This window comes from Proteus sp. ZN5 (assembly GCF_011046025.1).
Lineage (GTDB): Bacteria > Pseudomonadota > Gammaproteobacteria > Enterobacterales > Enterobacteriaceae > Proteus.
Window position 1 is genome coordinate 3,460,237 of sequence record NZ_CP047639.1, and the last position, 25,513, is coordinate 3,485,749.

Sequence of the window (25,513 nt, forward strand, 5' to 3'; positions counted from 1 at the left end):
GTATATTATTATACAAATATTTATTTTGTTATAATTATATTAATTTATGTGAATTAATTATTATATTTTAAATATGATATATTTTTATTTCCTAAATATTAATAAGATTCATAAAAAATACAAGTTAATAATATTAGATACATTAACACCTAAAAATAACAAGAAAATGATTAAATATATTTAACCATAAGATGGTCAGTATTATTTTAAACAAAAGATATAATTTTTCTTCTATTAAAAATAAAAAAATATAGTAAATAGTTTCTATTTATTAATAACGATTTAATAAATATACAAAAATAAGTTAGAACAGCGTAAATAGCTAACAAAAGTACAATTTCCATAAAATAATAAAAATTTATTTCTCTTTAGGCATCTCAGGTTGATAAATAGGGAAAATAGGTAACGCGGTTAATAAACGCGAACCATAATTTTTTGTTAGCAAGCGTCTGTCATAAATCACTATTTCACCGTGACAATGATGACTACGAATAAGACGTCCAACTTGCTGAATTAAATTAAATGATGCGCTTGGCAAGCTTTGTACTTCAAAAGGATAGCGTTTTAGCGATTTAAGCCACTCGCCCTCTGTCACAATCACCGGATCTGTCACAGGTGGAAAAGCAATTTTATGAATATGCACCTGCGTTAAATAATCGCCTTTTAAATCGAGCCCTTCAGCAAAAGATTGCAAACCTATCAACACACTATTATCACCAGCATCAATACGCTTACAATGTGTTTCGACTAATCGATAGCGTGGCTGATCGCCCTGCACTAATAAACACAAACGCAAATCTTTCACTTCTTCTAAAAAACCTTCCATTGCCCGTTGGCTACTAAATAAAACCAATTGGCCTCTGTGGTTATTCTCTTCCATGCAGTGTCGAAAATAACGCGCCATCTCTTTTAAATGTTCACGTTCATGGCTCATGGTCGGTTCATAACGCATTTTAGGAATAACTAATCTACCCTGCTCTTTATGTTCAAAAGGCGAAGATAACGTAATAAAGCGATCATCAAAATGCTCACTTAGACCGGTTAATTCTTGAATACGAGAATAGCTATTTAATGAGCGTAATGTCGCAGAAGTAATAACCACATGTGGGATATTTTTCCATAACAATTGCGTCAGTTGTTCGCTAACACGAATGCCAGCACAATGAAAATAGAGATGAGACTGCTTTTTATCGTAACGACGCGTTAACCATTTGGATACTGGCGCTTTTGAGGTTTGATCTAATGTGGCTAAGCGCCACAGTTTTGCCATGTTTTCTAAATATCCCACCATCCTACTAGTAGTTAAAATAGCACGATGTAAACGCACAACATCTTCTTTCGCTGTGCGCTCTGTTAAATCATTTAAAATGGCTTCGCCCAACATTTTTAAAGCATCTGTTAGCTTAAATAATGTCTGGCAACTTAACAGAAGTTGTTCAGGCAATTCACCTAACGGGAAAAGGTATTCATCTTGCTCACTACGTTCTGGCAATAGTGCGCGTGTAAATGTATCAACCTCTTGATAAGCTTCACGTAACTTAGCGATATGGGCATCAAAACGAATAGGATCAGCCAATTTAGGTGGTCTTACCGGAATAAATTGCGCTAGATACTGGCTAACATGGCGAGTGATATTATCAAGCTGATTATTGAGAGCAACTAAGGTTATTTCCCCTTCAACTTCAAGGGCATCTCGCGCAACATCAGGAATATGGTGCCCTTCATCAAGTACTAAAAGCAAATTTTTAGCATCAGGCAACACAGATTCACTTTCCATTGCCGCCATCACTAAAGCGTGATTGGTAATAACCACATCCACTTCATCAATTTCACGGCGAGCAATAAAAAAAGGACAACGATGATAATATTGGCAATTGCGCCCTAAACAGTTCATTTTATCTGTGCTGATTTTACGCCATAAGCTATCTGTTAATGCGCGTTTATGATGATCACGCAAACCATCCCAACCAAAACTAGTGAAATCATTTTTCAGCTCTAGGCAAATTTCTCTTTCTGCACTTGTCGCCACATCAACTTTATCTTCAAGCAAAAACATAAGGTCAATTTGCTCACCTTCTGTTGCACAAATCGCATCTAAATTACGAGGGCATAAGTAACGTCCACGACCAAAAGCGCCAGTAAACGTGAGATCAGGAATGATTTTTTTAAGTAATGGCAGATCTTTGCTATAAATTTGATCTTGTAATGCCACATTGGCTGTACTGATTATCAGTGGTTTTTTCTCATCACGGCTAATAGCAATACCCGGAATAAGGTAAGAGAGTGTTTTACCCACGCCAGTTGGGGCTTCTATCACTAAATGACGTCCCATCTCATCAGAAAAAGTCTTAGCCACCTCAGCTATCATTTCACGCTGTGGCGCACGCGGAATAAACCCTTCGATATGCTCAGGTAGGGCTTTATACCACTGACTTATTTGATTTTTAACTGATTGAGAAAGGGACATAACCACTCTGTAACTGATTTTAAGAAAGGCGCTATTGTCTCATAACACTGTATAAAAATCAGTAGTTACCTTCATTTGCTCTCCTTTTTCATCAAAGAATGGATAACATCTCGAAATTATTGAGCTTTGTTATAGATTATTAATTCAACTCTTCATAGTATGAGTATTCATTACGTAACATCTAAAATAGTCTTATAAAAAATATGATTTATTGGTTTTATTAAACACAACACCAGTTAAGAGATACCTATAATGACTTCTGCAAAGCGCCCTATTTTTAACTTAGAACTTGATTTGCTTCGAACCTTTGTTGCTGTTGTCGATGGAAATACCTTTGCAGCGGCGGCTGAGTCTGTTTGTCGTACACAATCTGCCGTAAGCCAGCAAATGCAACGACTTGAATCGCTAATAGGCAAAGAGCTGTTTGCTCGCCAAGGGCGAAACAAAACACTGACAGAAGCAGGTACACAACTGCTTAATTATGCTCGCCGTATTTTGCGTTTGAATGATGAAGCCTGTCTTTCATTGATGCATGAAGAAATTGATGGGATCTTAAAAATTGGCTCTCCAGATGATACGGCAAACACGATTTTACCTGATCTTCTCGCGCGTTTTTCTGGAGCCTATCCTCGCCTTATCATGGAAATTATTGTTAAACGTAGCCCATTTTTAATGTCTATGTTAGAAAACAACGAGCTGGATTTGGCCATTTCCACTGAAGAACATGTGGGTTATCCCAAAATTGTATTACGAGTTTCGCCCTCTTTATGGTATTGCGGAAAACACTTCCGATTTGATCTTGATGAACCCTTACCGTTAGTTGTATTAGATGAACCCAGCACATACCGCGATATGATGATAAATCACCTTGATCAACAAGGTATTCGTTGGCGAATCGCTTATATTGCTACAACGCTTTCGGGTGCTAGAGCTGCAGTACGTGCAGGCTTAGGTATTATGGCGCGCTCAATTGAGCTTTCAGGTGATGATTTGCGCATTTTAGGCGAAAAAGAAGGCTTACCGGCTTTACCTGCTATCAGTTATAACTTGTATCTCAATGCCAACAGCCCTGGAAAAGCAGCCCAAATACTGTTTGATTCATTAAAAAATGAACAAAATGAAGTGATTAATCATGCTGATATTACACTTCAACAAGAGTAGCGATCCTAAAACCCTTAAATCGTGTTGATAACCAAAGTAATAAAAGATTAAAACCCTAAAACAGGACACCGATTATGACCCAATTTCATGGCATTTTTCCTTACCTTGTTTCCCCTGTTGATCAAACAAAAGGTACCATCCTCGAAGCTTCATTGCGTCGATTAGTCGAACATTTGATCTCGTGTGGCGTTCATGGTTTGAGTCCATTAGGTAGCACGGGTGAATACGCTTATCTCTCTCAAGCACAACGCAATGAAATAGTGCGTATTACAGTTGATCAAACCGCAGGCCGAATTCCCGTTATTGCGGGTGTTGCAGGCTTTTCAACCGCAGATGCCTGTCATCAAGCTGAACAATACGCTCAATTAGGTGTAGATGGCATGGTATTGATTTCACAAAAAATGTACCCGTTAAGCGAAACCGCACAAGCTGGTTATTTCCGAACTATCGCCGAAGCTTTTCCTGAAAAATCCATGACAATTTATACCAACCCGGGACTTCTGGGCGATGTTCTTCCTATTTCTTTATTCAATGAGCTTAGCTATATCCCTAATATTGAATATATTAAAGATGCCTCAAGCAATACAGGTCGCTTACTCACCATGATCAATACGTTTGGTGAGCGCGTTAAGATCTTTAGTGCTTCAGCTCATATTCCATTGTTGGTGTTAAAACTTGGCGGTGTAGGTTGGATGGCGGGGCCTGCTTGTGTGTTGCCAAAGCAATGTGTTGAACTGTATGAGTTAGCAACAAAAGGCGATTTTGATACAGCACTAGCAATACAAAAAGAGATGTGGCAAATCAATGAAGCGTTTACAAAGTACTCGCTCGCATCATGTATTAAAGCATCCCTAAATATTCAAGGTTTTGAAGTCGGCTCTCCTATTTTACCGCAAGAGCCTCTAAATGAAGCAGCAATGAACGATCTACGCCAAATTATTGCTCGCCTTGATTAATAAACTATTCTTATTCAGAAATAACAAAGGCTAGATTTTTCCTATTCTGGTCTTTGTTATCTGTTTAACTCAATTTTCTCATCTAAAATACAGGTCAATGCTGTACCATATTGAATAAGAATGAAATAATAACCACCATTGTTGTAAAACTGAGTTTGCCCTATCACCATAACGAGGAGAAAATATATGCCCATTTCCGTCAGTGAAATAATGGAAATATTGCCTCATCGTTATCCATTCTTATTAATTGATCGCGTTATTTCTGAGCCTACTGAACTTGCCAATGGCAAATTAACAGCCATTAAAAATATCACAACCAATGATACGGTTGTTTTTGGTGAGTTCTACCCACCTTTATTACTACTTGAAAGTATGGCTCAAGCTTCAGGCGTTCTTGCCCATTACTACCTTTCACCAATGGGCGAAGATCAGCAATGTTATTTTGCCAGTATAAAAAATGCGCGTTTTTATGATGTGGTCAAAGCGGGCGATCAACTATATATTGAGATCCAATTTCGCCGACAACGACGCACAATTGTTAGCTTTTCAGGTACGGTGAAAATTGGTGAGAAGGTAGTTTGTACATCTGAATTTATGTGTGCAAGACAATAAAAAAGGATTGGTAGATAGAACCAATCCCTCACTTCATCATCTTATTTTCTTTATTTTTAATCAATCACTTCTTTAATACGCAATAACTGTGTTATTTCTGCAATAGTGACATTGTCGAAATGCAGCACTTTTTCAACTAATTGTGCTGCTTGTTCTGCTTCTATCGCCAAAGATACATTATCGTAAAACTTACTGATCACATCTTTATCTGTCATTGGATTTTTCGGATTACCATATTGAATGTCTAATCTCTCCGTGATCTTTTCGCCATTTTTTAATGTCACGAAAATTAACCCAGGAAAATAGGTAGGAAATGGGATCTCCCCTTTTTCGGGATAACGATAACTTACACGCTTTGCTAATGATTGAATATCTTCCCGTTGTAGGTTTTCAGGTAATAATGAAGAGAGCGTTAAAGCGTTATCTAGAAAGCCCGCAGCAAATAACCACGGCAAACTAAATTTAGCGCCATACGCGGTTTGAGGTGCCCATTTTGTTTCAGGTGGCTCGCAAATCAAAGCTGCTGCTACCGGATCGACAACGCACTCAACACTATCGATATCATCAGCAGTGATCCCTTTTTTCAGTAAATTACGTCCACAATCGACAGTTGCATGAGCAAAATGACATACCGGATAAGGCTTAATAGAAACATTTAAAAATTCCCACACATCACCTAATCCTAATGCCACTTGTTCCGGTTGTGCTTGCTCTTTAATACCATGTGTTTGATAAAGGCTATAACGACCTTCAAATATTGTGTCTGGGCCTGTCATTCCGCCTTTTGCTAATGATACTGCGATAATACCTGATTGTGCAGCCCATCCCGCATGAAAGCATTTAGAAGATGAACTGTTAGTAAGATATTCTGCCACACCTCCTGCTTGGCTTCCTGTTAGGCCTATTGCATTCACAGTTTGTTCTGGCGTTAACTTTAATAGTGAAGCGGCACAAGCTGTTGCGCCAAAAATTCCCGCAATTGCTGTGGCGTGAAAACCTCGCTGATGAAATCCACTATGGCTTGCTAAGCCTACTCTTGCTGCCACTTCCCAGCCAATCACCCATGCCGTTAAAATATCTTTTGATGACGCACCAATAGACTCACCCAATGCAAAAGCAATCGGCGTTAATACCGCGCTACCATGTGCAATCGAATCAGTATGTGTATCATCAAAATCTAAGGCATGTGATGCAATACCATTTGTCAGTGCCGCCACCGTAGTACTTGCTGTTAGCGAACTTCCCCAAATCGGAATGTTGCCTTGGGTATCAGGTAAAAAAGCTACACCTTGACGACTTTGAATGGCACTTTGTTGCACACTTCCAGCAAGCGCGACACCTAATGTATCTAATAAATGAATTTTAGCTCGGCTAACAACTTGAGCAGGTAAATCAGAGAAAGTGGTTGTAGTAATAAATTGGGCTAACTGCTGACTCAATGTCATAAACACCTCGAAATAGATAAGAAAAAGCCAGCAATATCACCGGCTTTTAGATAATAAGAAGGTTGGATGTAATTAAGTCACTTAGTCATTTAACCAGCCAGAGGCTTTAGTTTGTGCGACAACACGATCAACTTGGGCTGGTGCATTACCGACATATGTCGTTGGATCTAAAAGCGCATCAAGCTCTTCTTGAGTAATATGATCACGAATACGAGTATCGCGATTAATCGCTTCAACGAAGGTTATTCCTTCTTCTTGCCCAGACATTGATGCTTCATACACAATTTCATGCGCGGTTTGTTTACCGGCTTTATCAGATAGTGCAAACATCACACGCTCTGCCAGCATAAAGCCACCAAGAATATCCATATTTTCACGCATTTTCTCAACATGCACATTCAGTCCGCCTATTACTGTTTTCATATTATCGAAAATAACAGACAGCATCAGGCACATTTCAGGCATGATCTTCCATTCCATTTTCCAGATTGCACCATCACGCTCATGTTGGTGTTTCATCATATCCGTTAAAACAGAAAGATTCGCTTTTAGGGTGTTACTCACACAGGCCGCATTTTCCACAATGGCAGGGTTACGTTTATGTGGCATGGTCGAAGAGCCTACTTGTCCTTTGCTGAAAGGCTCGGATAACTCATCAATTTCGTTATGTGCTAATAGTAGGATTTCATTAGCAATTTTACCTAAAGTTCCGCTAATTAATCCCATTAGCATGCCATATTCACTGAATCTATCACGCGCGGGTTGCCATGAAATTTCAGGTACACCTAAACCTAAGCGTTTTAATACACGGGCTTCTAATTCATCAGCTTTATCGCTTAAAGAAGCCTTTGTACCCACCGCACCAACAACACTACCTACAAATAAGCGAGGTTCGATCTCTTTAAGACGTTGATAATGACGCGCTAACTCAGTTAACCAAATTGCGGTTTTATGGCCAAATGTAATTGGCAGAGCTTGTAATGCTAATGTACGCCCAACCATTGGTGTGTTGCGATGTTGTTCACTTAATGAAAGTAATGCGCGACCTAATACTTTGATATCACGTAAAAAAGTATGATGAGCATCTTTTAGTTGTAGAACAAGACCTGTATCAATAACATCTTGTGTTGTTGGACCAAAGTGAACATATTCCCCATAATGTTCTGGGCAGGCATGTTCTAAACCACGAATTGTTGGCACTAATGGATGGCGAGTAAGACGCACTTGTTCTAATACATAATCCATATCGAGCTTTTCAAGTTTCGCGGTATCTGCAATCACTTTTGCGGCGTCTTTTGGGATCAATCCTAATTCAGCTTGTTCAATCGCTAATGCAGCTTCGTAATCAAGCCAATTTTGCATTCTGGTTTTATCAGAAAAAATAGTTCTCATTTCTTCTGTTGACCATAAATTCTTTAATAAAACCGAATCAAAAACGCTGGTTCCCATAATTATTTCCCCTGTTAAAAGAATAATAAAAAAATCGTTTTTTTAATCAAACGACTTGTTAGATTGTTATTTTATTTATGCAATATAATCTCAATAAAAACACTTTGATAATTTTAATCTAATTTCAAATATTTCTAATCAATTAAAAAATAACACTAATTCAATAAGTTATAAATAACTCTTTATTTATTACTTATAACTTTTGAATCTTAAATGTTATTTAAGATTTAATTAGAATAATTAATGCTAAAAAGTTAGAGGAAGATCATCATTTTTAGAAAATAGCTATTTTAAAAATAAATAAGTTTGTTATAAATAATAGAAACAAAATAAGCGTAAACAGTAATTAATCCTTTTATTTAATTACCGGGGAACTCTATTTCTATATTTGGAGATATTAATAATGAAACAAAATAAACAAACAAAACTGATACACAGTGGACGCCAAGAAATCAAAACTTCAGGTCCCATTAATCCACCCGTAATGAGGGCTAGTACCATCGTTTTTGACTCAATAAAGAGTTGGCGTGATGTTCGTGATCGTCGTGCAACAGAGCGTGTTTTAAGCTACGGCGCGCGTGGTACAGAAACCGCATTTGCCCTTGAGGCTTTAGTAACCGAATTAGAAGGCGGCTATCGAGCTCAGTTATTCCCTACCGGGTTAGCCGCTATTGCCGTCACAATTATGGGATATGCCCGTAGTGGTGGACATGTTTTATTTGCGGATTCTGTTTATGAGCCTGTTCGTAAAATTGCATCAGCTTTTCTTGAGCCTAATAATATCGCTTATAGTTTCTTTAAAACAGATGGTTCTGATTTTGAACAAAAAATTCAACAAAATACACAGCTTATTTTTGTCGAATCACCAGGCTCATTACTTTATGAAATGCTCGACCTGCCTGAAATTTGCCGTATTGCTCATGAGAGAGATATTCCTGTCGGTGTTGATAATACTTGGGGCTCTGCATGGCTCTATAACCCGCTGGAATTAGGCGCAGATGTCTCTGTTATCGCGGCAACCAAATATTTATGCGGTCACTCTGATGTGATGATGGGCATTATGGTTGCGAATGAAAAAGCATGGAAAAAAATTGGTGCATTACCTGAAGCATTAGGACAAGCCAGTAGCCCAGATGATGCAGCATTAGTTCTTCGTGGTATGAGGACATTAGGTCAACGTATTGCCGCTCATGGTAAATCAGCACTCACCATTGCACAGTGGTTAGAGACTCGCCCTGAAGTTGAAAAAGTCTGGTTCCCTGAATTACCTAATCATCCTCGTCATGATTTATGGAAACGTGATTGCAAAGGCAGTAACGGTCTATTAACCATTGAATTTAAACAAGAATATACCGCTAAACAATCAGAGCAATTTATTGATGCGCTTGAGCTTTTTGGTATTGGTGCTTCTTGGGGAGGATTTGAAAGCCTCGCTTTACCTGCCAATGTTGTCGGTGCGAGAACAGCATCTGATTGGCGTGAAGGCCATGGTCCTTTTGTCCGTTTACATGTTGGCCTTGAAGCAACGGATGATCTTATTGCAGATATTACACAAGCTTTTTCAGCATTAAACCAATAACAAAAAATATTGCATCATTACCGGGGAATTCACTATGACAGGTTTAATCATTGCCGCGCTGGTAACAGCGTTGGTGGTTTATTTACTGGCGCGAGGTTATAAACCTCAGCCAGTATTATTACTCGGCGGGTTATTGCTATTGCTCTTAACTGCATCTCTCGACCTTAATCCGTTATTACCAGAAAATAAATCTACTCAATTTAAATATTTTGATGTTTTCCAAATCTTTACGGATATTATGAGTTCTCGCCTAGCGGGTCTTGGTTTAACACTAATGGCAATTGCGGGTTTCTCTCGTTATATGGAACACGTTGGTGCAAGTCGTGCTTTATTCGCCATTTTTGAAAGACCATTAAAAGCGATAAAATCGCCTTACTTATTATTAGTGATTTCATTTCTAGTTACTCAAATCTTGGTTATTTTTATTCCTAGCCATGCAGGTTTAGGTATGCTGTTAATGGTCACCATGTATCCGATATTAATTCGTTCTGGTATTAGTCCACTTTCCGCTTTAGCCGTAATTGGATGCTGCCAATTTATCGACCATGGCCCCGGCTCTGGTAACGTGATTATGGCGGCAAAAACAGCGGATATTGAACCAGCCGTCTATTTTGTTCAGCACCAGTTACCGATCACAATTCCTATTATAATTGCCGTTGCGATCACTCATTTCTTTATTCAACGCTGGTGGGATAAACGTGAAGGATTTGTTTTTGACCCAACAACCATTGATGCAGTAAAAGAAGAAGGCAATAAAATTCCACTGTCTTATGCCTTATTACCGGTGATCCCTTTAATTCTGATTATCGGCTTCAGCCCTTTGCTACACCCATATATAAAATTAGAAGTCACCACAGCGATGATTATTAGTACCGTGATTGCACTTCTTTTTGAATATGTTCGCTTACGCGATGCAAAAGCCGTAATGAATAGCTTTATGTTGTTCTTTGAAGGAATGGGTAAGCAATTTGTCTTAGTGGTATCGTTAATTGTATCTGGTGAGTTCTTTGCCAATGGTTTACTTAAAAGTGGTGCCGTCGATACGCTAATTAGCTCCGCTCAAGATGCTGGTTTTGGTATTGCAGCCATGATCATTGTAATGAGTGCCATTCTTGCATTAGCGGCCTTTTTAATGGGTTCAGGTAATGCGGCATTCTTCTCATTTGCAGCCTTAACACCCAAAATTGCCGCTTTCTTGAAAGTCGATGTCATTACCTTAATTTTACCAATGCAAATAATGACCAGCTTTGGCCGTACTGTTTCACCCATTACTGCCGCCATTGTCGCCATTGCAGGTATTGCGAATGTCTCACCTTTCCAAATAGTTAAACGTACTGCCATTCCTATGGCTGTCGCAGCTATTGTGAACTTAACAATGACATTCTGGTTTTTATATTCCTAATTAAGTTGCGTTACCCTTGCCCTTAAACTCATTTACTCCTGAGTTTAAGGGATTTTTTCTTATCATTGACTGTAACCTTTGATTGAAATAATTAACGTCAACATTAACTCTACTCAGGCTATTTATAAAAAATAAATAGCCTGTTTATTTATCTATCCCCCCCTTTTTTTGCCTAAAAATAAGACGTTTTAGCCACTATCATTTGTTGATTAAACCGACTTAGTACTTGTTTCAACTTCATATCTCGATATACTTTTGCGCAACATTCATCTGCAAATGAACATTATGAAAAAAATAATTATTGTGATTATCGCGCTACTTGCTTTTGGTTCTATCGGTGGTGTTTTCCTTGCCGGCTTAAATATCTATACGCGCTCCACAACACCAATAGAAACAGAGCAGACTCAACCTGAAACATCACCTACACAGCAATTTCCAGCTATCCCTGACAGCTCACATTCTGCTAAATAAATGAGGTCGCACCGTGGAATACGATTATTTTGTTACTCCCCAATGGTTATTTGAACATCAAAATGATGCTGATCTTGTGATCCTTGATGTCAGCGCACCAATGCCAACTCAACAGATTGACTATCAAGCGCTTTACCTTAAGCGTCATATTCCACATGCCCATTTTTTTGATCTTGATGAAGTCGCAGATAAAACTACATCACTGCCACATATGTTGCCTTCTGATACCCTATTTTCAGAAACATTGACACAATTAGGTATCTCTAATACCACGACCGTTATTATTTACGATCAAGGTAACTTATTTTCTGCACCAAGAGGTTGGTGGACATTAACAACACTAGGTTGTCGTAATGTGCGTATTCTTGCTGGTGGTTTACAAGCATGGATTGAGGCTGGGTTTGCAACAGAACAAGGTGAGGCAATAAAAGTACCAGCACAGTCTCCTTTTGTGGTTGAACGTCATGCACAACGTTATGCCAATAAACAACAACTTCTTGATAATTTAGAGACTAAGCAAAAACAGATGATCGATGCTCGCTCAGCTGATCGTTTTTATGGTAGAGCACCAGAGCCTCGTCCGGGCTTGCGCAGTGGACATATTCCTGGCAGTAAAAACGTTCCGTGGAATGAGTTAGTTATTAATGGGCAATTAAAACAGAAAGCTGAGTTAAAGCTGATATTTGAACAAGCTGGTGTTGATTTATCACAGCCTATTATTGTTACTTGTGGCTCAGGTATGACTGCGGCAATTTTATTTTTAGCGTTAACCGTATTAGGTTGCCAATCTATTGCACTCTATGATGGCTCTTGGGCGCAATGGGGTGCTGAAAGTGCCCTTCCTTGTGAATGCTAACTAATCCGTTGATGGTTTAAAAAAGTAAACCCGCATTATGCGGGTTTATTATCAATATCTATTGGGTGTGAAGGTATTAACTTGCGAAGATTTTTGCCAGATAAAGCACGACAATGGCGCCGATGACAGCAACGACAAAGCTACCAAAGTTAAACCCATCAACTTTACCTTTGCCAAAAAAATTACTAATCGCACCACCAACAACAGCACCCACAATACCCAGAATACAAGTCCATATCAGACCAATATCATAAGAGCCCGGCATTAAGAATTTCGCCAAAATACCTGCGATCAGACCAAAGATGATCCAAGCAATAATTCCCATATTTCCCCCTGAAAATAGTCATGATATAAACAACATATCCAAAAATGTCACTTATTGAGTGTAAATCGAAAAAGTGATTTTTTCCAATTATTGGAGATAATTAACACTATATTTAAGATAAGTTGAGAAATTATTATTTAATAAACAAAAAAAATAGCACTGATTAATTAGCGCTATTTTTATCGAATAAGATTATTTTTAAAACTACAGAGTCTCTATTGCAACTGCAATTTCTGGCGACGTTTTTAATGTTCTGATTTGCCTAAATAACTCGTCTGCCTCTGGATATTCTTTGCGTAAATAGCTAAACCACTGCTTAATACGTGACGCATGATAAATCGTCGTATCTCCACGCTTTTCTAATCGAACATAGCGTTTTAATAATTCAATCACCTCTTGCCAAGGCATTCTCGCTTCTATGCCTTTTACAACACGGCTTAAATTAGGAGTATTCATTGCACCGCGACCAATCATTATCGCATCGCAACCTGTTGTGGCTAAGCAGGCTAAGGCATCTTCACGGTTCCAAATTTCACCATTAGCAATTACAGGGATTGAAAGCCTTTGGCGAATATCACCGATCGCCTGCCAATTAATTTTTTCGGCATTATAGCCATCTTCTTTTGTTCTGCCATGTATGGTGATTTCTGTAGCGCCACCTTGCACCACAGCATCTGCAATTTCATGGCTATACGCAGAAGAATCCCAGCCAAGCCTCACTTTAACAGATACAGGCAACTCTGAAGGCACTGCATCACGTATTGCTTTTGTTGCTTGATAAATCGTTTCTGGCTGTTTTAAAAGTGAAGCGCCACCACCACTACCATTGACTGTTTTTGAAGGGCATCCGCAGTTTAAATCAACCCCCCAAGAGCCTAAAGAAACGGCTCTAAAGGCATTTTCAGCCAACCATTGCGGGTATTGTCCTAATAATTGCACCCGTACAAGCGTGCCACTTTTAGTACGGCTTTCTGTCTGCAATTCAGGGCATAAGCGGTAAAACGCTTTCGTTGGCAGTAATGAATCTACAACTCGTACAAACTCTGTAATACAGAGATCGTAATCGTTAATCGAGGTGAGTAACTCTCTCACAAGGGGGTCTAAAACCCCCTCCATTGGCGCTAATAAAACTCGCACTTTTTAACCTCAAAACTCTTTTCTAGCTTTTGACCAAGGGCTTTGATTATCACTACCTTCATCACTTTTACGTGAACGACGAGGCCCTAATTTTCCAGTACGAGAGCCATCTTTATTACGGTAGTTTTCTTTGCTTTTATTACGTCCAGACTCTTTGCCTTCACTATCACCATCTTTACGACTATTGTTACGATTGTCTTTACCTCGAATATCTGCACGACCACCACTTCTACGTGGTGCATTATTCTTTGGTTTTTTATGCAAAGGTGCTGCTTTAATTGAAGGATCTGGATCGTAACCTTCCAATGCTAAACGTGGAATTTCGCGTTTTAATAAACGTTCAATATCGGCTAATAAACCATGTTCATCAACACAAACCAATGAAATAGCCTTGCCCGTTGCGGCTGCGCGACCTGTTCTACCAATACGGTGAACATAATCTTCTGCAACTTGCGGTAATTCAAAATTGACGACATATGGCAGTTGGTCGATATCAAGACCACGAGCAGCAATATCTGTTGCAACTAATGCTTTTAATTTGCCATCTTTAAAATCAGCTAATGCGCGAGTTCTTGCACCTTGGCTTTTATTGCCGTGAATAGCGGCTGATTTAATACCATCTGCATTTAAATGTTCAGCAAGTTTATTCGCACCATGTTTAGTACGGGTAAAAATCAGCACTTGAGACCAATTTTCCAAACCAATTAAATGTGATAACAGCTCAGTTTTACGTTTTTTATCAACTAAATGTACATATTGGTCAACAGATTCTGCGGCTGAGTTTCTTGGTGCAACAGAAATACTCACCGGATCATTTAATAGCGAATTGGCAAGGCCAGTGATCTCTTTAGAGAATGTCGCTGAAAATAGTAAATTTTGACGTTTTTTCGGTAATTTATTAATTACACGGCGAATATCGTGGATAAAGCCCATATCTAACATACGGTCAGCTTCATCAAGCACTAAAACTTCAACGCGAGAAAGATCAACCGCATTTTGATGTTCAAGATCGAGTAAACGTCCCGGTGTTGCAATCAGTACATCAACACCACCGCGTAATTTCATCATTTGTGGGTTAATGCTTACTCCACCAAAAACGACTAACGAACGAATTGGAATATAACGGCTATACGCTTTTACGTTTTCAGCAATTTGAGCCGCTAGCTCACGCGTTGGTGTCAAAATCAGCGCTTTAACGGGTTGACGGCCTTTTATTTTTTCTGCTGATTGAGACAGTTTTTCCAAGATTGGTAATGTAAAAGCTGCTGTTTTACCTGTACCCGTTTGAGCACTCGCTAATACGTCTTTACCCGCCAAAATCGGCTCAATCGCCTGCTGTTGAATAGGGGTTGGGGTTTTATACCCTTGTTCATCAATAGCGCGGAGAAGCGCCTCACTTAAACCAAGCGATGTAAAATCGGTCAAAACAGTAGTCTCCTACAACCAGAACGTATAACACGGTGATTGAAATTAAAATGACGGGCTTTCATACTGTCAATCTATAGGTAATATTACTCTATAGGTGGTATCATTTCTCGATATAGACAGCAATGAAAGAGAATGAATCTTGTTAGGTTAACCTAATAACCCCTATTCTAACAGTTTTTGCTGTATTCAGAATACAAAAATAATTTTCAATAATAGATTGCACTTTTTTTATTACACATCACCTTTACTCGATTATTTATCACAAATTTTCCCTATTGTTCAATATCATCTAATATAATACGCCTTGTTATCGCTGTTTTTAATATCATTGGTTTTGTTACATTTTACTTAAGTAAGGTATCTTCTATTATGTCAGACACCCAACAGAAGACGACGCGTGGTGAACTAGCAAAACGACAATTATTGGAAGCGGCATGTGAGATCTTTGGTAAAAATGGGCCTGATGCCGCCACAACACGCCAAATTGCACAAGCTGCTCAACAAAATATTGCCGCTATCGCTTATTATTTTGGTTCCAAAGAAGGGTTATATCTCGCCGTCGCACAACATATTGCTGATCTTATTCGCCTTGATTTTGAGCCTACCGTTGCCATTCTTGACGAATTTCTTGAGAGACCTAATCCAGCAGAACATCTCCCATTACTGCAAACGCTTATTACAGATAGCTTTTTACAATATGCTCAACTGGTGCTTGATAAAGCCAATATTCATCTTAGCCGCATTATGGCAAGAGAGCAGCTTGTTCCAACCGAAGCATATTCCTTGATCCACCAGCAAGCGCTATCCCCTCTTTTAACGCGTGTAAACAAGCTATTAGCTATCTATATTGGCTTAGATGCAACACTGCCTACAACGATGTTACATACTCACGCTATATTGGGAGAAGTGTTATCATTTCGTTTAGTTAGGGAAACTATCCTAAGACAAACTGGATGGGATAGAATTGGTAAAAATGAGTATCAGATTATCTCCAACACCTTAAAAACTCATATTACTTTGTTACTCAACGGATTAAGAGAGATTTACACTAACACCCATCACGTATAAATAGAGTTATTATGAAAACTAAAAAAGTCAGTTTCTTTATTATCTTAATGATTATTATCGGTATTGTTGCAGGTATCTATTATTACGAAGAAAACAAAGAGTCTGAATTAGTACTCTATGGCAATGTCGATATACGTACAGTCAACCTTAGTTTTCGTGTTGCTGGAAGATTAGACACATTACAAGTTGATGAAGGTGCTCCTGTCCAAAAAGGGCAATTATTAGGCAAGCTTGATGATGCGCCCTATCGCAATGCACTCAATAAAGCTTATGGTGAGCGTGATAGTGCAATTGCTTCGCTCGCTTTAATGGAAGCGGGCTATCGCACTGAAGAAATCGCACAAGCGCAATCTGATGTGTCATTAAAGCAAGCAGCTTGGCAATATGCAGATAATTTTTATAAACGCCAGCAAGATCTTGCTAACCGAAAAGTCATTTCAGCCAATGATTTAGATAGTGCAAGAAATAATCGCAATCAAGCAGCAGCGGCATTGAAGGCGGCACAAGATAAGCTAAATCAGTATCAAAATGGTTATCGGAAAGAAGACATTGATGCAGCGAAAGGCCAAGTTATGCAAGCTAAAGCCGCCGTTGCTCAAGCTGAATTAAACCTCCAAGACACACAATTAATTTCGCCATCACAAGGTACGGTATTAACTCGCGCTGTAGAACCCGGCACCATGTTATCCGCTGGAAGCCCTGTATTTACGGTGTCATTAACTAACCCTGTTTGGGTCAGAGCTTATATCAGCGAAACTCATTTAAGCGAAGCCGTTCCTAATCGAGAAGTTTATCTATACACCGATGGGCGTAAAGATAAGCCTTATCACGGTACGATTGGATTTGTTTCACCAACAGCCGAATTTACCCCAAAAAGTGTTGAAACACCGGAGTTAAGAACGGATTTAGTTTATCGTCTCAGAGTGGTAGTAACGGATGCTGATGACGCATTGCGCCAAGGTATGCCTGTCACCTTAAAATTTGCCTCCTCTCATTAAGTGGGGAGGAAAAATGGAACACACTGATTACACTATCCAACTTCAAGGTGTTGAGAAATGCTTTACAGGGCTAGAAAGCCCTGCGGTTTCGTCATTAACAGCCACCATTACAGGTGGCTCTGTAACAGGTTTAGTTGGCCCAGATGGTGCAGGCAAAACAACCTTAATCCGTATGCTTGCAGGTTTATTAAAGCCTGATGCGGGTGATATTCATATTTTAGGAATGGATCCGCAAAAGCAGAGTGTTGATGTCAGAGCTATTCTTGGCTATATGCCACAAAAATTTGGTCTTTATGAAGATTTAACGGTATTAGAAAACCTCAATCTTTATGCTGACTTAAAAAATGTTGTCGGCGATGAGCGCAAAAAAGTGTATCACCAACTGCTCACCTTTACCGATCTCACTCGTTTTACATCTCGCCTAGCAGGCAATCTTTCAGGGGGGATGAAACAAAAGCTGGGTCTTGCTTGTACTTTATTGGGTAACCCTAAAGTTCTACTTCTTGACGAGCCAGGCGTGGGAGTCGATCCCATTGCACGCCGTGAACTGTGGCAAATGGTACATGCTTTGGCCAGCGATGGTATGTTGATACTATGGAGCACCTCTTATCTTGATGAAGCTGAGCAATGTAAAAACATTCTCTTACTTAACAAAGGAGAGCTGCTTTACAGTGGCATTCCTCAAGATCTAACAGCAAAAATGGCAGGTCGCTCTTTTCTACTCAATGTTGAAGGTCATCAGCGTAGAAAAGTATTGCAACAAGCAATTATTCAACCTCAAGTCACTGATGGCGTTATTCAAGGACAATCCGTTCGTTTGATCTTGAAAAAACAGAGTAATCAAACTGAATTACTGAACGCTTTGGGTAAACCTGATGCGAAGCTTATTCCTGCAACACCGCGCTTTGAAGATGCTTTTATAGATTTATTAGGTGGAGGTCCTTTTCATAAATCTGAATTAGCTGAAATTATGCCGCAGATCCCTCCTGCACCTAATGAAACGGTAATTGAAGCACAACAGTTAACCAAAATGTTCGGTCAATTTGCAGCGACCGATCACGTTGATTTCCAAGTTAAACGAGGTGAAATTTTTGGTTTATTGGGTCCTAATGGTGCTGGTAAGTCAACAACCTTCAAAATGATGTGTGGTTTATTAGTCCCCACTAACGGTAAAGCGCTTGTGTTAGGTATGGATTTAAAAGAAAGCTCAGGTAAAGCACGCCAACATTTAGGTTATATGGCACAAAAATTCTCACTTTATGGCAATTTAAAAGTGGGACAAAATTTGAAATTCTTCTCTGGTGTCTATGGCTTACATGGCAAACAACAGCGAGATAAAATCAACGATATGATAACAGCCTTTGGCTTAGAGCCGATGGTAAATCAAATCACTGAAACCTTACCTTTAGGTTATAAACAGCGCCTTGCTCTTGCGTGCTCATTAATGCACGAACCTGATATTCTCTTTTTAGATGAGCCCACATCAGGCGTTGATCCACTAACGCGACGAGAATTTTGGCTACATATTAATGGCATGGTTGATAAAGGAGTGACCGTGATGGTTACCACTCACTTTATGGATGAAGCAGAATATTGTGATCGTATTGGTTTGGTTTATCGCGGGAAAATCATTGCTGCTGGCGAGCCTGATTCACTCAAAAAAATGGTTGCCAGTGACGATAATCCAACCCCTTCAATGGAAGATGCCTTTATTGGTTTAGTGCTAGATTACGATAAAAAACTTGAAAGTGAAAATGATAAAGGGAGCGAAAAACATGCGTAATTCAGCTCAATCATCTCATGCCCGCTTTTCTTGGCGACGTTTATACGCACTGTGCTTAAAAGAAACCAAGCAAATTACTCGTGATCCCAGTAGTGCCTTAATTGCTATTGTTATCCCACTTACTTTGCTGTTTATCTTTGGTTATGGCATCAATTTAGACTCAAGCAAATTAAATATTGGTATTTTAACTAATCAACAAAGCCAACCAGCGCAAGAGTTAGTTTATACCTTCACAAATTCACCGTATATCAATGCAACTATTAGCGATAATCGACAATTATTAATTGATAAAATGCAAGCAGGGCAAATTCGAGGCATTGTGGTTATTCCCGTTAATTTTGCCGAATTACTCGCTCGACAAGATACTAAAGCCCCTATTCAAGTGATCACCGATGGCAGTGAGCCCAATACCGCAAACTTTGTGCAAGCTTATACCAAAGGGGTTTGGCAAATTTGGTTGCAACAACAAGCTATCAGTAAAGGGATTGATACTACGCCATTAATTGAAATAGAGCCTCGCTATTGGTTTAACCCCGCAGCAATTAGCCAGTACTATATTATTCCGGGTGCTGTCACTATTATTATTACCGTAGTGGGAGCTATTCTTACCTCGTTAGTGATTGCTCGCGAATGGGAAAGAGGCACTATGGAAGCCCTACTTTCCACTCAAATAACACGCACAGAACTCTTACTTTCAAAGCTTATTCCTTACCAAGTGTTAGGCAGTTTTGTCATGGTGTTATGTATGGTAGTCACCGTGTTTGTCCTTGGCGTACCTTATCGAGGATCGTTGTGGATTTTAGGCGGGATCACCTCGCTCTTTTTAGCTACCGCTTTAGGTATGGGATTGCTTATTTCCACGCTAACGCGTAATCAATTTAATGCTGCGATGATTTCACTGAATGCCGCGTTTTTACCCGCAATTATGTTATCAGGCTTTGTTTTTGAAATTGATAGTATGCCCATCTTTATTCAAGTGGTGACCTATTTTATTCCTGCGCGTTATTTTGTGAGTAGTTTGCAAACGCTATTTTTAGCTGGCGATATTCCGTTGATATTGATGCTAGATATGTGGCTATTAATTGTATCGGCGATATTTTTTATTGGATTAACGGCGTTAGCAACACGTCGTCGATTAGATTAAAGGGAGAGCTTTTATGTTTTATCGCCTTCTCACCCTGATAATGAAAGAGTTACAGTCATTATTACAAGAGCCTCAAACGCGTATTATTTTAATAATGCCGGTTATCTTTCAGATGATCTTATTCCCTTTTGCCGCGACGTTAGATGTTACCAATGCCTCTATTGCCATTTTTGATGAGGACAATGGTAAACAATCTATTGAGTTAACCCAACGTATCGCCAAAGCGAGTGCATTCTCTCAAACTCTTTTGCTTAAAAATGAACATGAAATAAAAGAGACTATTGATAATCGTAAAGCGCTTTTATTAGTTCGTTTTCCGCAGAATTTTAGTGCTGATCTAGAAAGCCATATTCCTGTTAAATTGCAAATAATCCTAGATGGTCGAAATTCTAATAGTGCGCAAATTGCCGCTAATTATGTGCAACAAATCGTACAAAATTATCAAACTGAATTAGCAGGTAATACACCTTCTTTACTGAATAAAACAGAACTTGTTGTTCGCAATTGGTATAACCCGAATTTAAATTACAAATGGTTTATTGTGCCTTCTTTAGTGGCGTTGATTATTACCATTGGCGTGATGATAGTTACTTCACTTTCTGTTGCTAGAGAGCGCGAACAAGGCACATTAGATCAACTGTTAGTTTCGCCACTATCAACATGGCAAATTTTTGTCGGTAAAGCGGTTCCAGCAATGATTGTGGCTGCTGTTCAAGGCACCATCGTATTAATTATTGGGATATTCGGTTATCAAATTCCATTTTCAGGTTCACTAGTCCTGTTTTACTTTACCATGCTTATTTATGGCTTATCACTGGTGGGTTTTGGCTTATTAATATCGGCATTAAGTTCGACCCAACAGCAAGCTTTTATTGGTGTCTTCGTATTCATGATGCCTGCGGTTTTATTATCGGGTTATATTTCACCTGTAGAAAATATGCCCGTTTGGCTACAACATGCCACATGGATAAACCCAATTCGTCATTTCACCGATATCACAAAACAGATTTACCTTAAAAATGCCGATATCACCGTTATATGGCACAGTTTATGGCCTTTATTGGTGATTGCCGCAGGCACAGGTACTTTTGCATATTATCTTTTTCAAAGGAAGATTGCTTAAAGTAATAGCAATTACTCTAGAGGAACTATTATGACTCCTTTTATTTCTGGTATTAACATTCTCTTTGTTGCTGGCTTTGGTCCAATTACACATGATAATGCACAAAGTCAGCTATTTTATAAAGATACGCTTAATTTGCCGTTAAAACCCATGGAAGGTAATAGTGATTATTTATCAACATCAGAAGGTGAATTAAAAGGTGTTAAACATTTTGCTCTGTGGCCTTTAGAGCAAGCAGCAATGTCTTGCTTCGGTAATAATCAATGGGCTGACTCTCTGCCTGTGCCACAATATTGGGTTGAGTTTGAAGTGGAAGATATTAATAGTGCGACTGAGACTCTAAAACAAAAAGGCTATCAACTGCTGGTTGATAATCGCGTTGAACCTTGGGGACAAACAGTTACTCGATTATTGAGTCCTGAAGGCACTTTAGTCGGTTTAACTATTACACCTTGGTTGAGAGATAGTTAAACTTCCCTCTAGTCCGAGTTTGATTATGTTTAGCCACAAAATTAAGTATAAAAAAATCCCACAACTTATAAAGTTATGGGATTTATTTTTTATGCTGTTTTTAAACTACGTTTATCCGTAAATATCGTTAAAATTAACGACGGTCGCCTAAAATACGCAGTAACATTAAGAACAGGTTGATGAAATCTAAATAAAGCGTTAATGCACCCATAATTGAGTAACGGCGCATATTTTCTTTATCTTCTTGGTTAATCTCATTACCCATATCTTTTAATTTTTGTGTGTCATAAGCAGTTAAACCTGCAAAAATTAACACACCAGCGTAAGAGATAACCATGCTCATCATTGAGCTTTGCATAAAGATATTAACGATAGAAGCGATAATGATACCGATAAGTCCCATAAACAGGAAGCTACCCATACCCGTTAAGCTACGCTTAGTGGTGTAACCATAAACACTTAATGCACCGAACATTGCCGCACAAATAAAGAAGGTGCTCGCAATTGAAGATGCGGTATAAACCAGTAATACGCTTGAGATAGTCACACCTGTTAACACGGAATAGAGCATAAATAATGAGGTTGCCATTGCACCACTCATCTTATGAACCATACCTGATAACACGAAAACTAACCCTAATTGAGCAATGATCAGACCAAAAAAGACGACCTTGCTAGAAAAAATCATTTCTTGTAATGCATAGCTTGATGCAACGTAGTATGCAACAAACGCAGTTAATAACAGACCTACAGTCATCCAACCATAAACCTGAGCCATAAAGGTTTGTAGGCCTGAACCTGTGCGCTGTACGATTGAATCATTTGAACGTGAAAATCGATCCATGATGATTACCCTTTAATCATAGTGATAACGTTAGGTTTAACGATAACGTTTATTTCAGTAAAGAGTCCATTATGGACTCATTAGAATTTAATTTTATCACACTGATTTTACATTTCCATGAAATAAACTGTATGAAATGTCATCATAAAATAAATTGAGGTAAAGTTTTGTAGCATTAAATTGAGTGTAATGATTTATTCCCAGCGCTCGGCTGAGTCATAATCACTTTGACGGGCATCAACCCATCTATCGTTATTTTCAGAAAGTCCTTCTTTTTTCCAAAATGGTGCGCGTGTTTTTAAGAAATCCATAATAAATTCGGCGGATTCAAAAGCGCTATTACGATGAGAACTGGTTACACCGACAAACACTATCTCTTCACCAATATGCAAAGTTCCTACGCGGTGAATAACACTTACACGCTGTAGAGGCCAGCGAGAACGGGCTTCGTTTACAATATCTGTCAGTGCTTTTTCAGTCATTCCCGGATAATGTTCAAGCGTGAGCGTACTCACTTCATCACCGAGATTATGATTGCGAACTTTACCAGTAAATGTCACGACAGCACCATCACTGTCGCACTCTGAAAGCCATTGGTATTCATCACCAACGCTAAAATTTTCAGTTTGTACTGAAATACGAGTTGATGCACTCATCTTATCCTCCTGTAACAGGCGGGAAAAAGGCGATTTCATCACCATCATTAATAACGTGAGATCCTTGAACAAAGGATTGGTTTACCGCAGAGAGTAACTTGCCGTCTTCTAAGGCGAGTGACCAACGTTCACCTTTGGTGATTAATGCTTTACGTAAATCGTCTACCGTGTGGTATTCACAATCTAATTCAAGAGAATCAACGCCGACTAATTCACGCACTTGAGCAAAAAAGAGAACTTTAATCATGCTTCCACCTTAAAGTGACCAGATTTGCCACCTGTTTTTTCTAATAAACGTACAGGCCCAATCACCATATCTTTTTGAACAGCTTTGCACATATCATAGATGGTCAATGCTGCTACTGATGCCGCAGTTAATGCTTCCATTTCAACGCCTGTTTTACCCGTTAAACGGCAAACAGATTCAATGCGTACACGGTTAGATTCAGTCAGTGCTTCTAAACGCACTTCAACTTTAGTTAATAACAGTGGATGGCATAACGGAATTAATTCCCATGTTCTTTTTGCTGCTTGAATTCCTGCAATTCTTGCCGTCGCAAATACATCACCTTTATGATGTTTGCCTTCGGTGATCATGCTTAATGTTTCTGCTGACATTTCAACAAAGGCTTCAGCACGCGCTTCTCGCACTGTTTCAGCTTTAGCGCTAACATCCACCATGTGAGCTTCACCGGCAGCATTAATATGAGTTAGTTGAGACATGCACAACTCCTGAAATTAACGAAATAACAGAGCGAAAAACTACCCACCAATAACAGATAAGTTCGGTGTAATACCGCTATCGCCTTGATGAAGAAAATGGGTTTCTCGTTTATGAAGAAGACCACCCTGAATACGCTGTTGTAATGCTTCTTGTTGACTATCATCAGCAAGTAAGTCGCGTAGAGGAATACCATTTTCACCAAATAGGCAAAGATGGAGATTACCAATAGCGGAAACGCGTAAACGGTTACAAGTTAAACAAAAGTCTTTCTCATAAGGCATGATCAGACCAATTTCACCTTGATAATCAGGATGGGTAAATACTTGAGCAGGCCCGTCACTACGAGCGCGAGGAATTTGTAACCAACCTTCATTGAGTAAGCGTTGGCGAATAACTTCACCAGATAAATGAAAGCGGTTGAAAATATCACTACCGTCACCAGTTTCCATTAATTCAATAAAGCGCAGTTGGATAGGTCTGTCTTTGATCCAATTAAGAAAATCAGGGAGGTTTTTATCATTCACATTGCGCATTAGCACAACGTTAACTTTGACTTTTTCGAAACCCGCAGTAAATGCAGCATCAATACCTTCCATCACTTGGCTAAATTTATCTTGTCCAGTAATAGCGTGAAATTGACGAGGATCGAGGCTATCAACACTCACATTAATTGCACTTAAACCCGCATCACGCCATTGTGCAACATCTCGGGATAATCGATAGCCATTGGTTGTTACTGCGATTTTTTTAATAGCCGAATTTTCTTTAATGGTTGCGATAATATCAGTAAAATCGCGACGCATTGTAGGCTCGCCACCTGTTAGACGAATTTTTTCTGTCCCTAACGCGGCAAAAGATTGTGTCAATCTGCTGATTTCATTTAATGAAAGAAATGATTTATGACCGTTAGGCTTATAACCATTAGGCAGGCAATAAGTACAACGGAAATTACACACGTCTGTAATTGAAAGACGTAAATAGAAAAATTTGCGGGAAAACGCATCAATGAGTTGTTGCATAGTAACACCTTTCCAAATCGGGAGATGCGGGCATTTCTACCTTGCACCCTGGTGACTTGTTTCGTCACGGCCAGAACATCATATCTTGTAAACACACGACTTAGACGTTAAGGCTAGGAGTTAATCTTTACCTGTTTTTCACAGGTTTCTAATACCTATATATTTATTGTGGATTCTACCTGCTAATTTTGTAAAAAGCGAATAATGTTTTCGCTATATAATTTATAATACAACGACTTACGACACTTTAGTCACTCTAATAACATAAGTAAAAACACTTTCATTGATTAAATATTAAGCTATCAAAAGTAAAATTAAACTAAGAATGTGATGAAATCACGTCGTGATCATAGGCTTAAAATTTAATTGTGATAAATTAGCGGCAAATTTTTAAA

At 38.9% G+C, this 25,513-nt stretch carries 24 protein-coding genes and 1 riboswitch; of the genes, 13 read left to right on the forward strand and 11 right to left on the reverse strand.

What is annotated here, in order from left to right; translation table 11 throughout:
- Nucleotides 1-358: 358 nt before the first annotated feature.
- Nucleotides 359-2,467, reverse strand: coding sequence for an ATP-dependent DNA helicase DinG (gene dinG, locus GTK47_RS15965; RefSeq protein WP_165125020.1), 2,109 nt, complete (start codon nt 2,465-2,467; stop codon nt 359-361).
- A gap of 252 nt (nt 2,468-2,719) precedes the next feature.
- Here dinG and GTK47_RS15970 point away from each other — a divergent pair, with 252 nt between their 5' ends.
- The 3 genes from GTK47_RS15970 (at nt 2,720) to fabZ (ending at nt 5,196) form a co-directional block, all read left to right on the forward strand.
- Nucleotides 2,720-3,628: a LysR family transcriptional regulator gene (locus GTK47_RS15970; RefSeq protein ID WP_109393495.1), complete on the forward strand. Its 909-nt coding sequence runs from the start codon at nt 2,720-2,722 to the stop codon at nt 3,626-3,628.
- 74 nt (nt 3,629-3,702) lie between these two features.
- Nucleotides 3,703-4,584, forward strand: coding sequence for a dihydrodipicolinate synthase family protein (locus GTK47_RS15975; RefSeq protein WP_165125023.1), 882 nt, complete (start codon nt 3,703-3,705; stop codon nt 4,582-4,584).
- A 186-nt stretch (nt 4,585-4,770) separates the two neighbouring features.
- On the forward strand, nt 4,771-5,196 hold the full coding sequence (fabZ, locus tag GTK47_RS15980) for a 3-hydroxyacyl-ACP dehydratase FabZ (RefSeq protein WP_165125026.1): 426 nt from the start codon (nt 4,771-4,773) through the stop codon (nt 5,194-5,196).
- Between the two features lie 56 nt (nt 5,197-5,252).
- Here fabZ and GTK47_RS15985 read toward each other — a convergent pair whose 3' ends face one another.
- A complete protein-coding gene (locus GTK47_RS15985) occupies nt 5,253-6,641 on the reverse strand; it encodes an MmgE/PrpD family protein (protein WP_165125029.1) in 1,389 nt (462 codons plus the stop codon).
- A gap of 81 nt (nt 6,642-6,722) precedes the next feature.
- On the reverse strand, nt 6,723-8,090 hold the full coding sequence (gene purB / locus GTK47_RS15990) for an adenylosuccinate lyase (RefSeq protein ID WP_165125032.1): 1,368 nt from the start codon (nt 8,088-8,090) through the stop codon (nt 6,723-6,725).
- Nucleotides 8,091-8,493: 403 nt separating this feature from the next.
- On the opposite strand from purB, the gene metC reads away from it, so the two are divergent.
- The 4 genes from metC to sseA all read left to right on the forward strand — a co-directional run bounded on the left by metC (nt 8,494) and on the right by sseA (nt 12,398).
- Nucleotides 8,494-9,669 carry a cystathionine beta-lyase gene (gene metC / locus GTK47_RS15995; protein WP_165125035.1) on the forward strand — a complete coding sequence of 392 codons (1,176 nt, stop codon included), beginning with the start codon at nt 8,494-8,496 and terminating at the stop codon, nt 9,667-9,669.
- 34 nt (nt 9,670-9,703) lie between these two features.
- A complete protein-coding gene (dcuC, locus tag GTK47_RS16000) occupies nt 9,704-11,071 on the forward strand; it encodes a C4-dicarboxylate transporter DcuC (protein WP_165125038.1) in 1,368 nt (455 codons plus the stop codon).
- 282 nt (nt 11,072-11,353) lie between these two features.
- Complete coding sequence (locus GTK47_RS16005) at nt 11,354-11,542, forward strand: hypothetical protein (RefSeq protein WP_206535910.1); 189 nt, start codon at nt 11,354-11,356, stop codon at nt 11,540-11,542.
- Between the two features lie 13 nt (nt 11,543-11,555).
- Entirely contained in the window at nt 11,556-12,398 is an 843-nt protein-coding gene (gene sseA, locus GTK47_RS16010) for a 3-mercaptopyruvate sulfurtransferase (protein WP_165125044.1), read from the forward strand.
- Nucleotides 12,399-12,474: 76 nt separating this feature from the next.
- Here sseA and GTK47_RS16015 read toward each other — a convergent pair whose 3' ends face one another.
- The 3 genes from GTK47_RS16015 to rhlE form a co-directional block, all read right to left on the reverse strand.
- Nucleotides 12,475-12,723, reverse strand: coding sequence for a GlsB/YeaQ/YmgE family stress response membrane protein (locus tag GTK47_RS16015; RefSeq protein WP_098943815.1), 249 nt, complete (start codon nt 12,721-12,723; stop codon nt 12,475-12,477).
- Between the two features lie 204 nt (nt 12,724-12,927).
- Nucleotides 12,928-13,860 carry a tRNA dihydrouridine(16) synthase DusC gene (dusC, locus tag GTK47_RS16020; RefSeq protein WP_165125047.1) on the reverse strand — a complete coding sequence of 311 codons (933 nt, stop codon included), beginning with the start codon at nt 13,858-13,860 and terminating at the stop codon, nt 12,928-12,930.
- A 9-nt stretch (nt 13,861-13,869) separates the two neighbouring features.
- On the reverse strand, nt 13,870-15,285 hold the full coding sequence (rhlE, locus tag GTK47_RS16025; protein WP_165125050.1) for an ATP-dependent RNA helicase RhlE: 1,416 nt from the start codon (nt 15,283-15,285) through the stop codon (nt 13,870-13,872).
- A gap of 372 nt (nt 15,286-15,657) precedes the next feature.
- Between rhlE and cecR the strand changes: the two genes are divergently transcribed.
- The 6 genes from cecR to GTK47_RS16055 are packed head-to-tail and all read left to right on the forward strand — an operon-like array spanning nt 15,658 to nt 21,875.
- Entirely contained in the window at nt 15,658-16,356 is a 699-nt protein-coding gene (cecR, locus tag GTK47_RS16030; RefSeq protein ID WP_165125053.1) for a transcriptional regulator CecR, read from the forward strand.
- Between the two features lie 11 nt (nt 16,357-16,367).
- Nucleotides 16,368-17,354 carry a secretion protein HlyD gene (gene hlyD, locus GTK47_RS16035; protein ID WP_109393483.1) on the forward strand — a complete coding sequence of 329 codons (987 nt, stop codon included), beginning with the start codon at nt 16,368-16,370 and terminating at the stop codon, nt 17,352-17,354.
- 13 nt (nt 17,355-17,367) lie between these two features.
- A complete protein-coding gene (locus tag GTK47_RS16040; protein WP_165125056.1) occupies nt 17,368-19,137 on the forward strand; it encodes an ATP-binding cassette domain-containing protein in 1,770 nt (589 codons plus the stop codon).
- The gene (locus GTK47_RS16045) at nt 19,130-20,281 is read left to right on the forward strand and encodes an ABC transporter permease (protein WP_165125059.1); all 1,152 of its coding nucleotides are present in this window, start codon (nt 19,130-19,132) and stop codon (nt 20,279-20,281) included. The genes GTK47_RS16040 and GTK47_RS16045 overlap by 8 nt, the downstream gene beginning before the upstream one ends.
- Nucleotides 20,282-20,294: 13 nt before the next feature.
- Entirely contained in the window at nt 20,295-21,404 is a 1,110-nt protein-coding gene (locus GTK47_RS16050; protein ID WP_165125062.1) for an ABC transporter permease, read from the forward strand.
- Nucleotides 21,405-21,434: 30 nt separating this feature from the next.
- A complete protein-coding gene (locus tag GTK47_RS16055) occupies nt 21,435-21,875 on the forward strand; it encodes a glyoxalase (protein WP_165125065.1) in 441 nt (146 codons plus the stop codon).
- Nucleotides 21,876-22,008: 133 nt separating this feature from the next.
- Here the strand turns inward: GTK47_RS16055 and GTK47_RS16060 are convergent, their stop codons facing one another.
- The 5 genes from GTK47_RS16060 to moaA form a co-directional block, all read right to left on the reverse strand.
- Complete coding sequence (locus tag GTK47_RS16060) at nt 22,009-22,719, reverse strand: Bax inhibitor-1/YccA family protein (RefSeq protein ID WP_165125068.1); 711 nt, start codon at nt 22,717-22,719, stop codon at nt 22,009-22,011.
- A gap of 194 nt (nt 22,720-22,913) precedes the next feature.
- Nucleotides 22,914-23,375 carry a molybdopterin synthase catalytic subunit MoaE gene (gene moaE / locus GTK47_RS16065; protein ID WP_098943826.1) on the reverse strand — a complete coding sequence of 154 codons (462 nt, stop codon included), beginning with the start codon at nt 23,373-23,375 and terminating at the stop codon, nt 22,914-22,916.
- Between the two features lies 1 nt (nt 23,376).
- Nucleotides 23,377-23,622: a molybdopterin synthase sulfur carrier subunit gene (gene moaD / locus GTK47_RS16070; protein ID WP_023581222.1), complete on the reverse strand. Its 246-nt coding sequence runs from the start codon at nt 23,620-23,622 to the stop codon at nt 23,377-23,379.
- Nucleotides 23,619-24,098 (reverse strand): cyclic pyranopterin monophosphate synthase MoaC, encoded by a 480-nt coding sequence (gene moaC, locus GTK47_RS16075; protein WP_072062889.1) that lies wholly within the window; start codon nt 24,096-24,098, stop codon nt 23,619-23,621. The genes moaD and moaC overlap by 4 nt, the downstream gene beginning before the upstream one ends.
- 39 nt (nt 24,099-24,137) lie before the next feature.
- Nucleotides 24,138-25,118, reverse strand: a complete 981-nt coding sequence (gene moaA, locus GTK47_RS16080) for a GTP 3',8-cyclase MoaA (RefSeq protein WP_165125071.1) — start codon at nt 25,116-25,118, stop codon at nt 24,138-24,140.
- Nucleotides 25,108-25,250: riboswitch (molybdenum cofactor riboswitch) on the reverse strand. Its footprint overlaps the gene before it by 11 nt.
- Between the last annotated feature and the right edge of the window lie 263 nt (nt 25,251-25,513).

What these genes read in the sequence shown, in the direction of transcription:
- GTK47_RS16055 (WP_165125065.1), top strand. Translation starts at nt 21,435, where the DNA reads ATGACTCCTTTTATTTCTGGTATTAACATTCTCTTTGTTGCTGGCTTT.
- hlyD (WP_109393483.1), top strand. Translation starts at nt 16,368, where the DNA reads ATGAAAACTAAAAAAGTCAGTTTCTTTATTATCTTAATGATTATTATC.
- cecR (WP_165125053.1), top strand. Translation starts at nt 15,658, where the DNA reads ATGTCAGACACCCAACAGAAGACGACGCGTGGTGAACTAGCAAAACGA.
- GTK47_RS16040 (WP_165125056.1), top strand. Translation starts at nt 17,368, where the DNA reads ATGGAACACACTGATTACACTATCCAACTTCAAGGTGTTGAGAAATGC.
- GTK47_RS16015 (WP_098943815.1), bottom strand. Translation starts at nt 12,723, where the DNA reads ATGGGAATTATTGCTTGGATCATCTTTGGTCTGATCGCAGGTATTTTG.
- GTK47_RS15975 (WP_165125023.1), top strand. Translation starts at nt 3,703, where the DNA reads ATGACCCAATTTCATGGCATTTTTCCTTACCTTGTTTCCCCTGTTGAT.
- GTK47_RS16060 (WP_165125068.1), bottom strand. Translation starts at nt 22,719, where the DNA reads ATGGATCGATTTTCACGTTCAAATGATTCAATCGTACAGCGCACAGGT.
- moaD (WP_023581222.1), bottom strand. Translation starts at nt 23,622, where the DNA reads ATGATTAAAGTTCTCTTTTTTGCTCAAGTGCGTGAATTAGTCGGCGTT.
- dcuC (WP_165125038.1), top strand. Translation starts at nt 9,704, where the DNA reads ATGACAGGTTTAATCATTGCCGCGCTGGTAACAGCGTTGGTGGTTTAT.
- GTK47_RS16050 (WP_165125062.1), top strand. Translation starts at nt 20,295, where the DNA reads ATGTTTTATCGCCTTCTCACCCTGATAATGAAAGAGTTACAGTCATTA.
- moaA (WP_165125071.1), bottom strand. Translation starts at nt 25,118, where the DNA reads ATGCAACAACTCATTGATGCGTTTTCCCGCAAATTTTTCTATTTACGT.
- fabZ (WP_165125026.1), top strand. Translation starts at nt 4,771, where the DNA reads ATGCCCATTTCCGTCAGTGAAATAATGGAAATATTGCCTCATCGTTAT.
- GTK47_RS15970 (WP_109393495.1), top strand. Translation starts at nt 2,720, where the DNA reads ATGACTTCTGCAAAGCGCCCTATTTTTAACTTAGAACTTGATTTGCTT.
- GTK47_RS15985 (WP_165125029.1), bottom strand. Translation starts at nt 6,641, where the DNA reads ATGACATTGAGTCAGCAGTTAGCCCAATTTATTACTACAACCACTTTC.
- metC (WP_165125035.1), top strand. Translation starts at nt 8,494, where the DNA reads ATGAAACAAAATAAACAAACAAAACTGATACACAGTGGACGCCAAGAA.
- GTK47_RS16045 (WP_165125059.1), top strand. Translation starts at nt 19,130, where the DNA reads ATGCGTAATTCAGCTCAATCATCTCATGCCCGCTTTTCTTGGCGACGT.
- moaE (WP_098943826.1), bottom strand. Translation starts at nt 23,375, where the DNA reads ATGAGTGCATCAACTCGTATTTCAGTACAAACTGAAAATTTTAGCGTT.
- moaC (WP_072062889.1), bottom strand. Translation starts at nt 24,098, where the DNA reads ATGTCTCAACTAACTCATATTAATGCTGCCGGTGAAGCTCACATGGTG.
- purB (WP_165125032.1), bottom strand. Translation starts at nt 8,090, where the DNA reads ATGGGAACCAGCGTTTTTGATTCGGTTTTATTAAAGAATTTATGGTCA.
- dinG (WP_165125020.1), bottom strand. Translation starts at nt 2,467, where the DNA reads ATGTCCCTTTCTCAATCAGTTAAAAATCAAATAAGTCAGTGGTATAAA.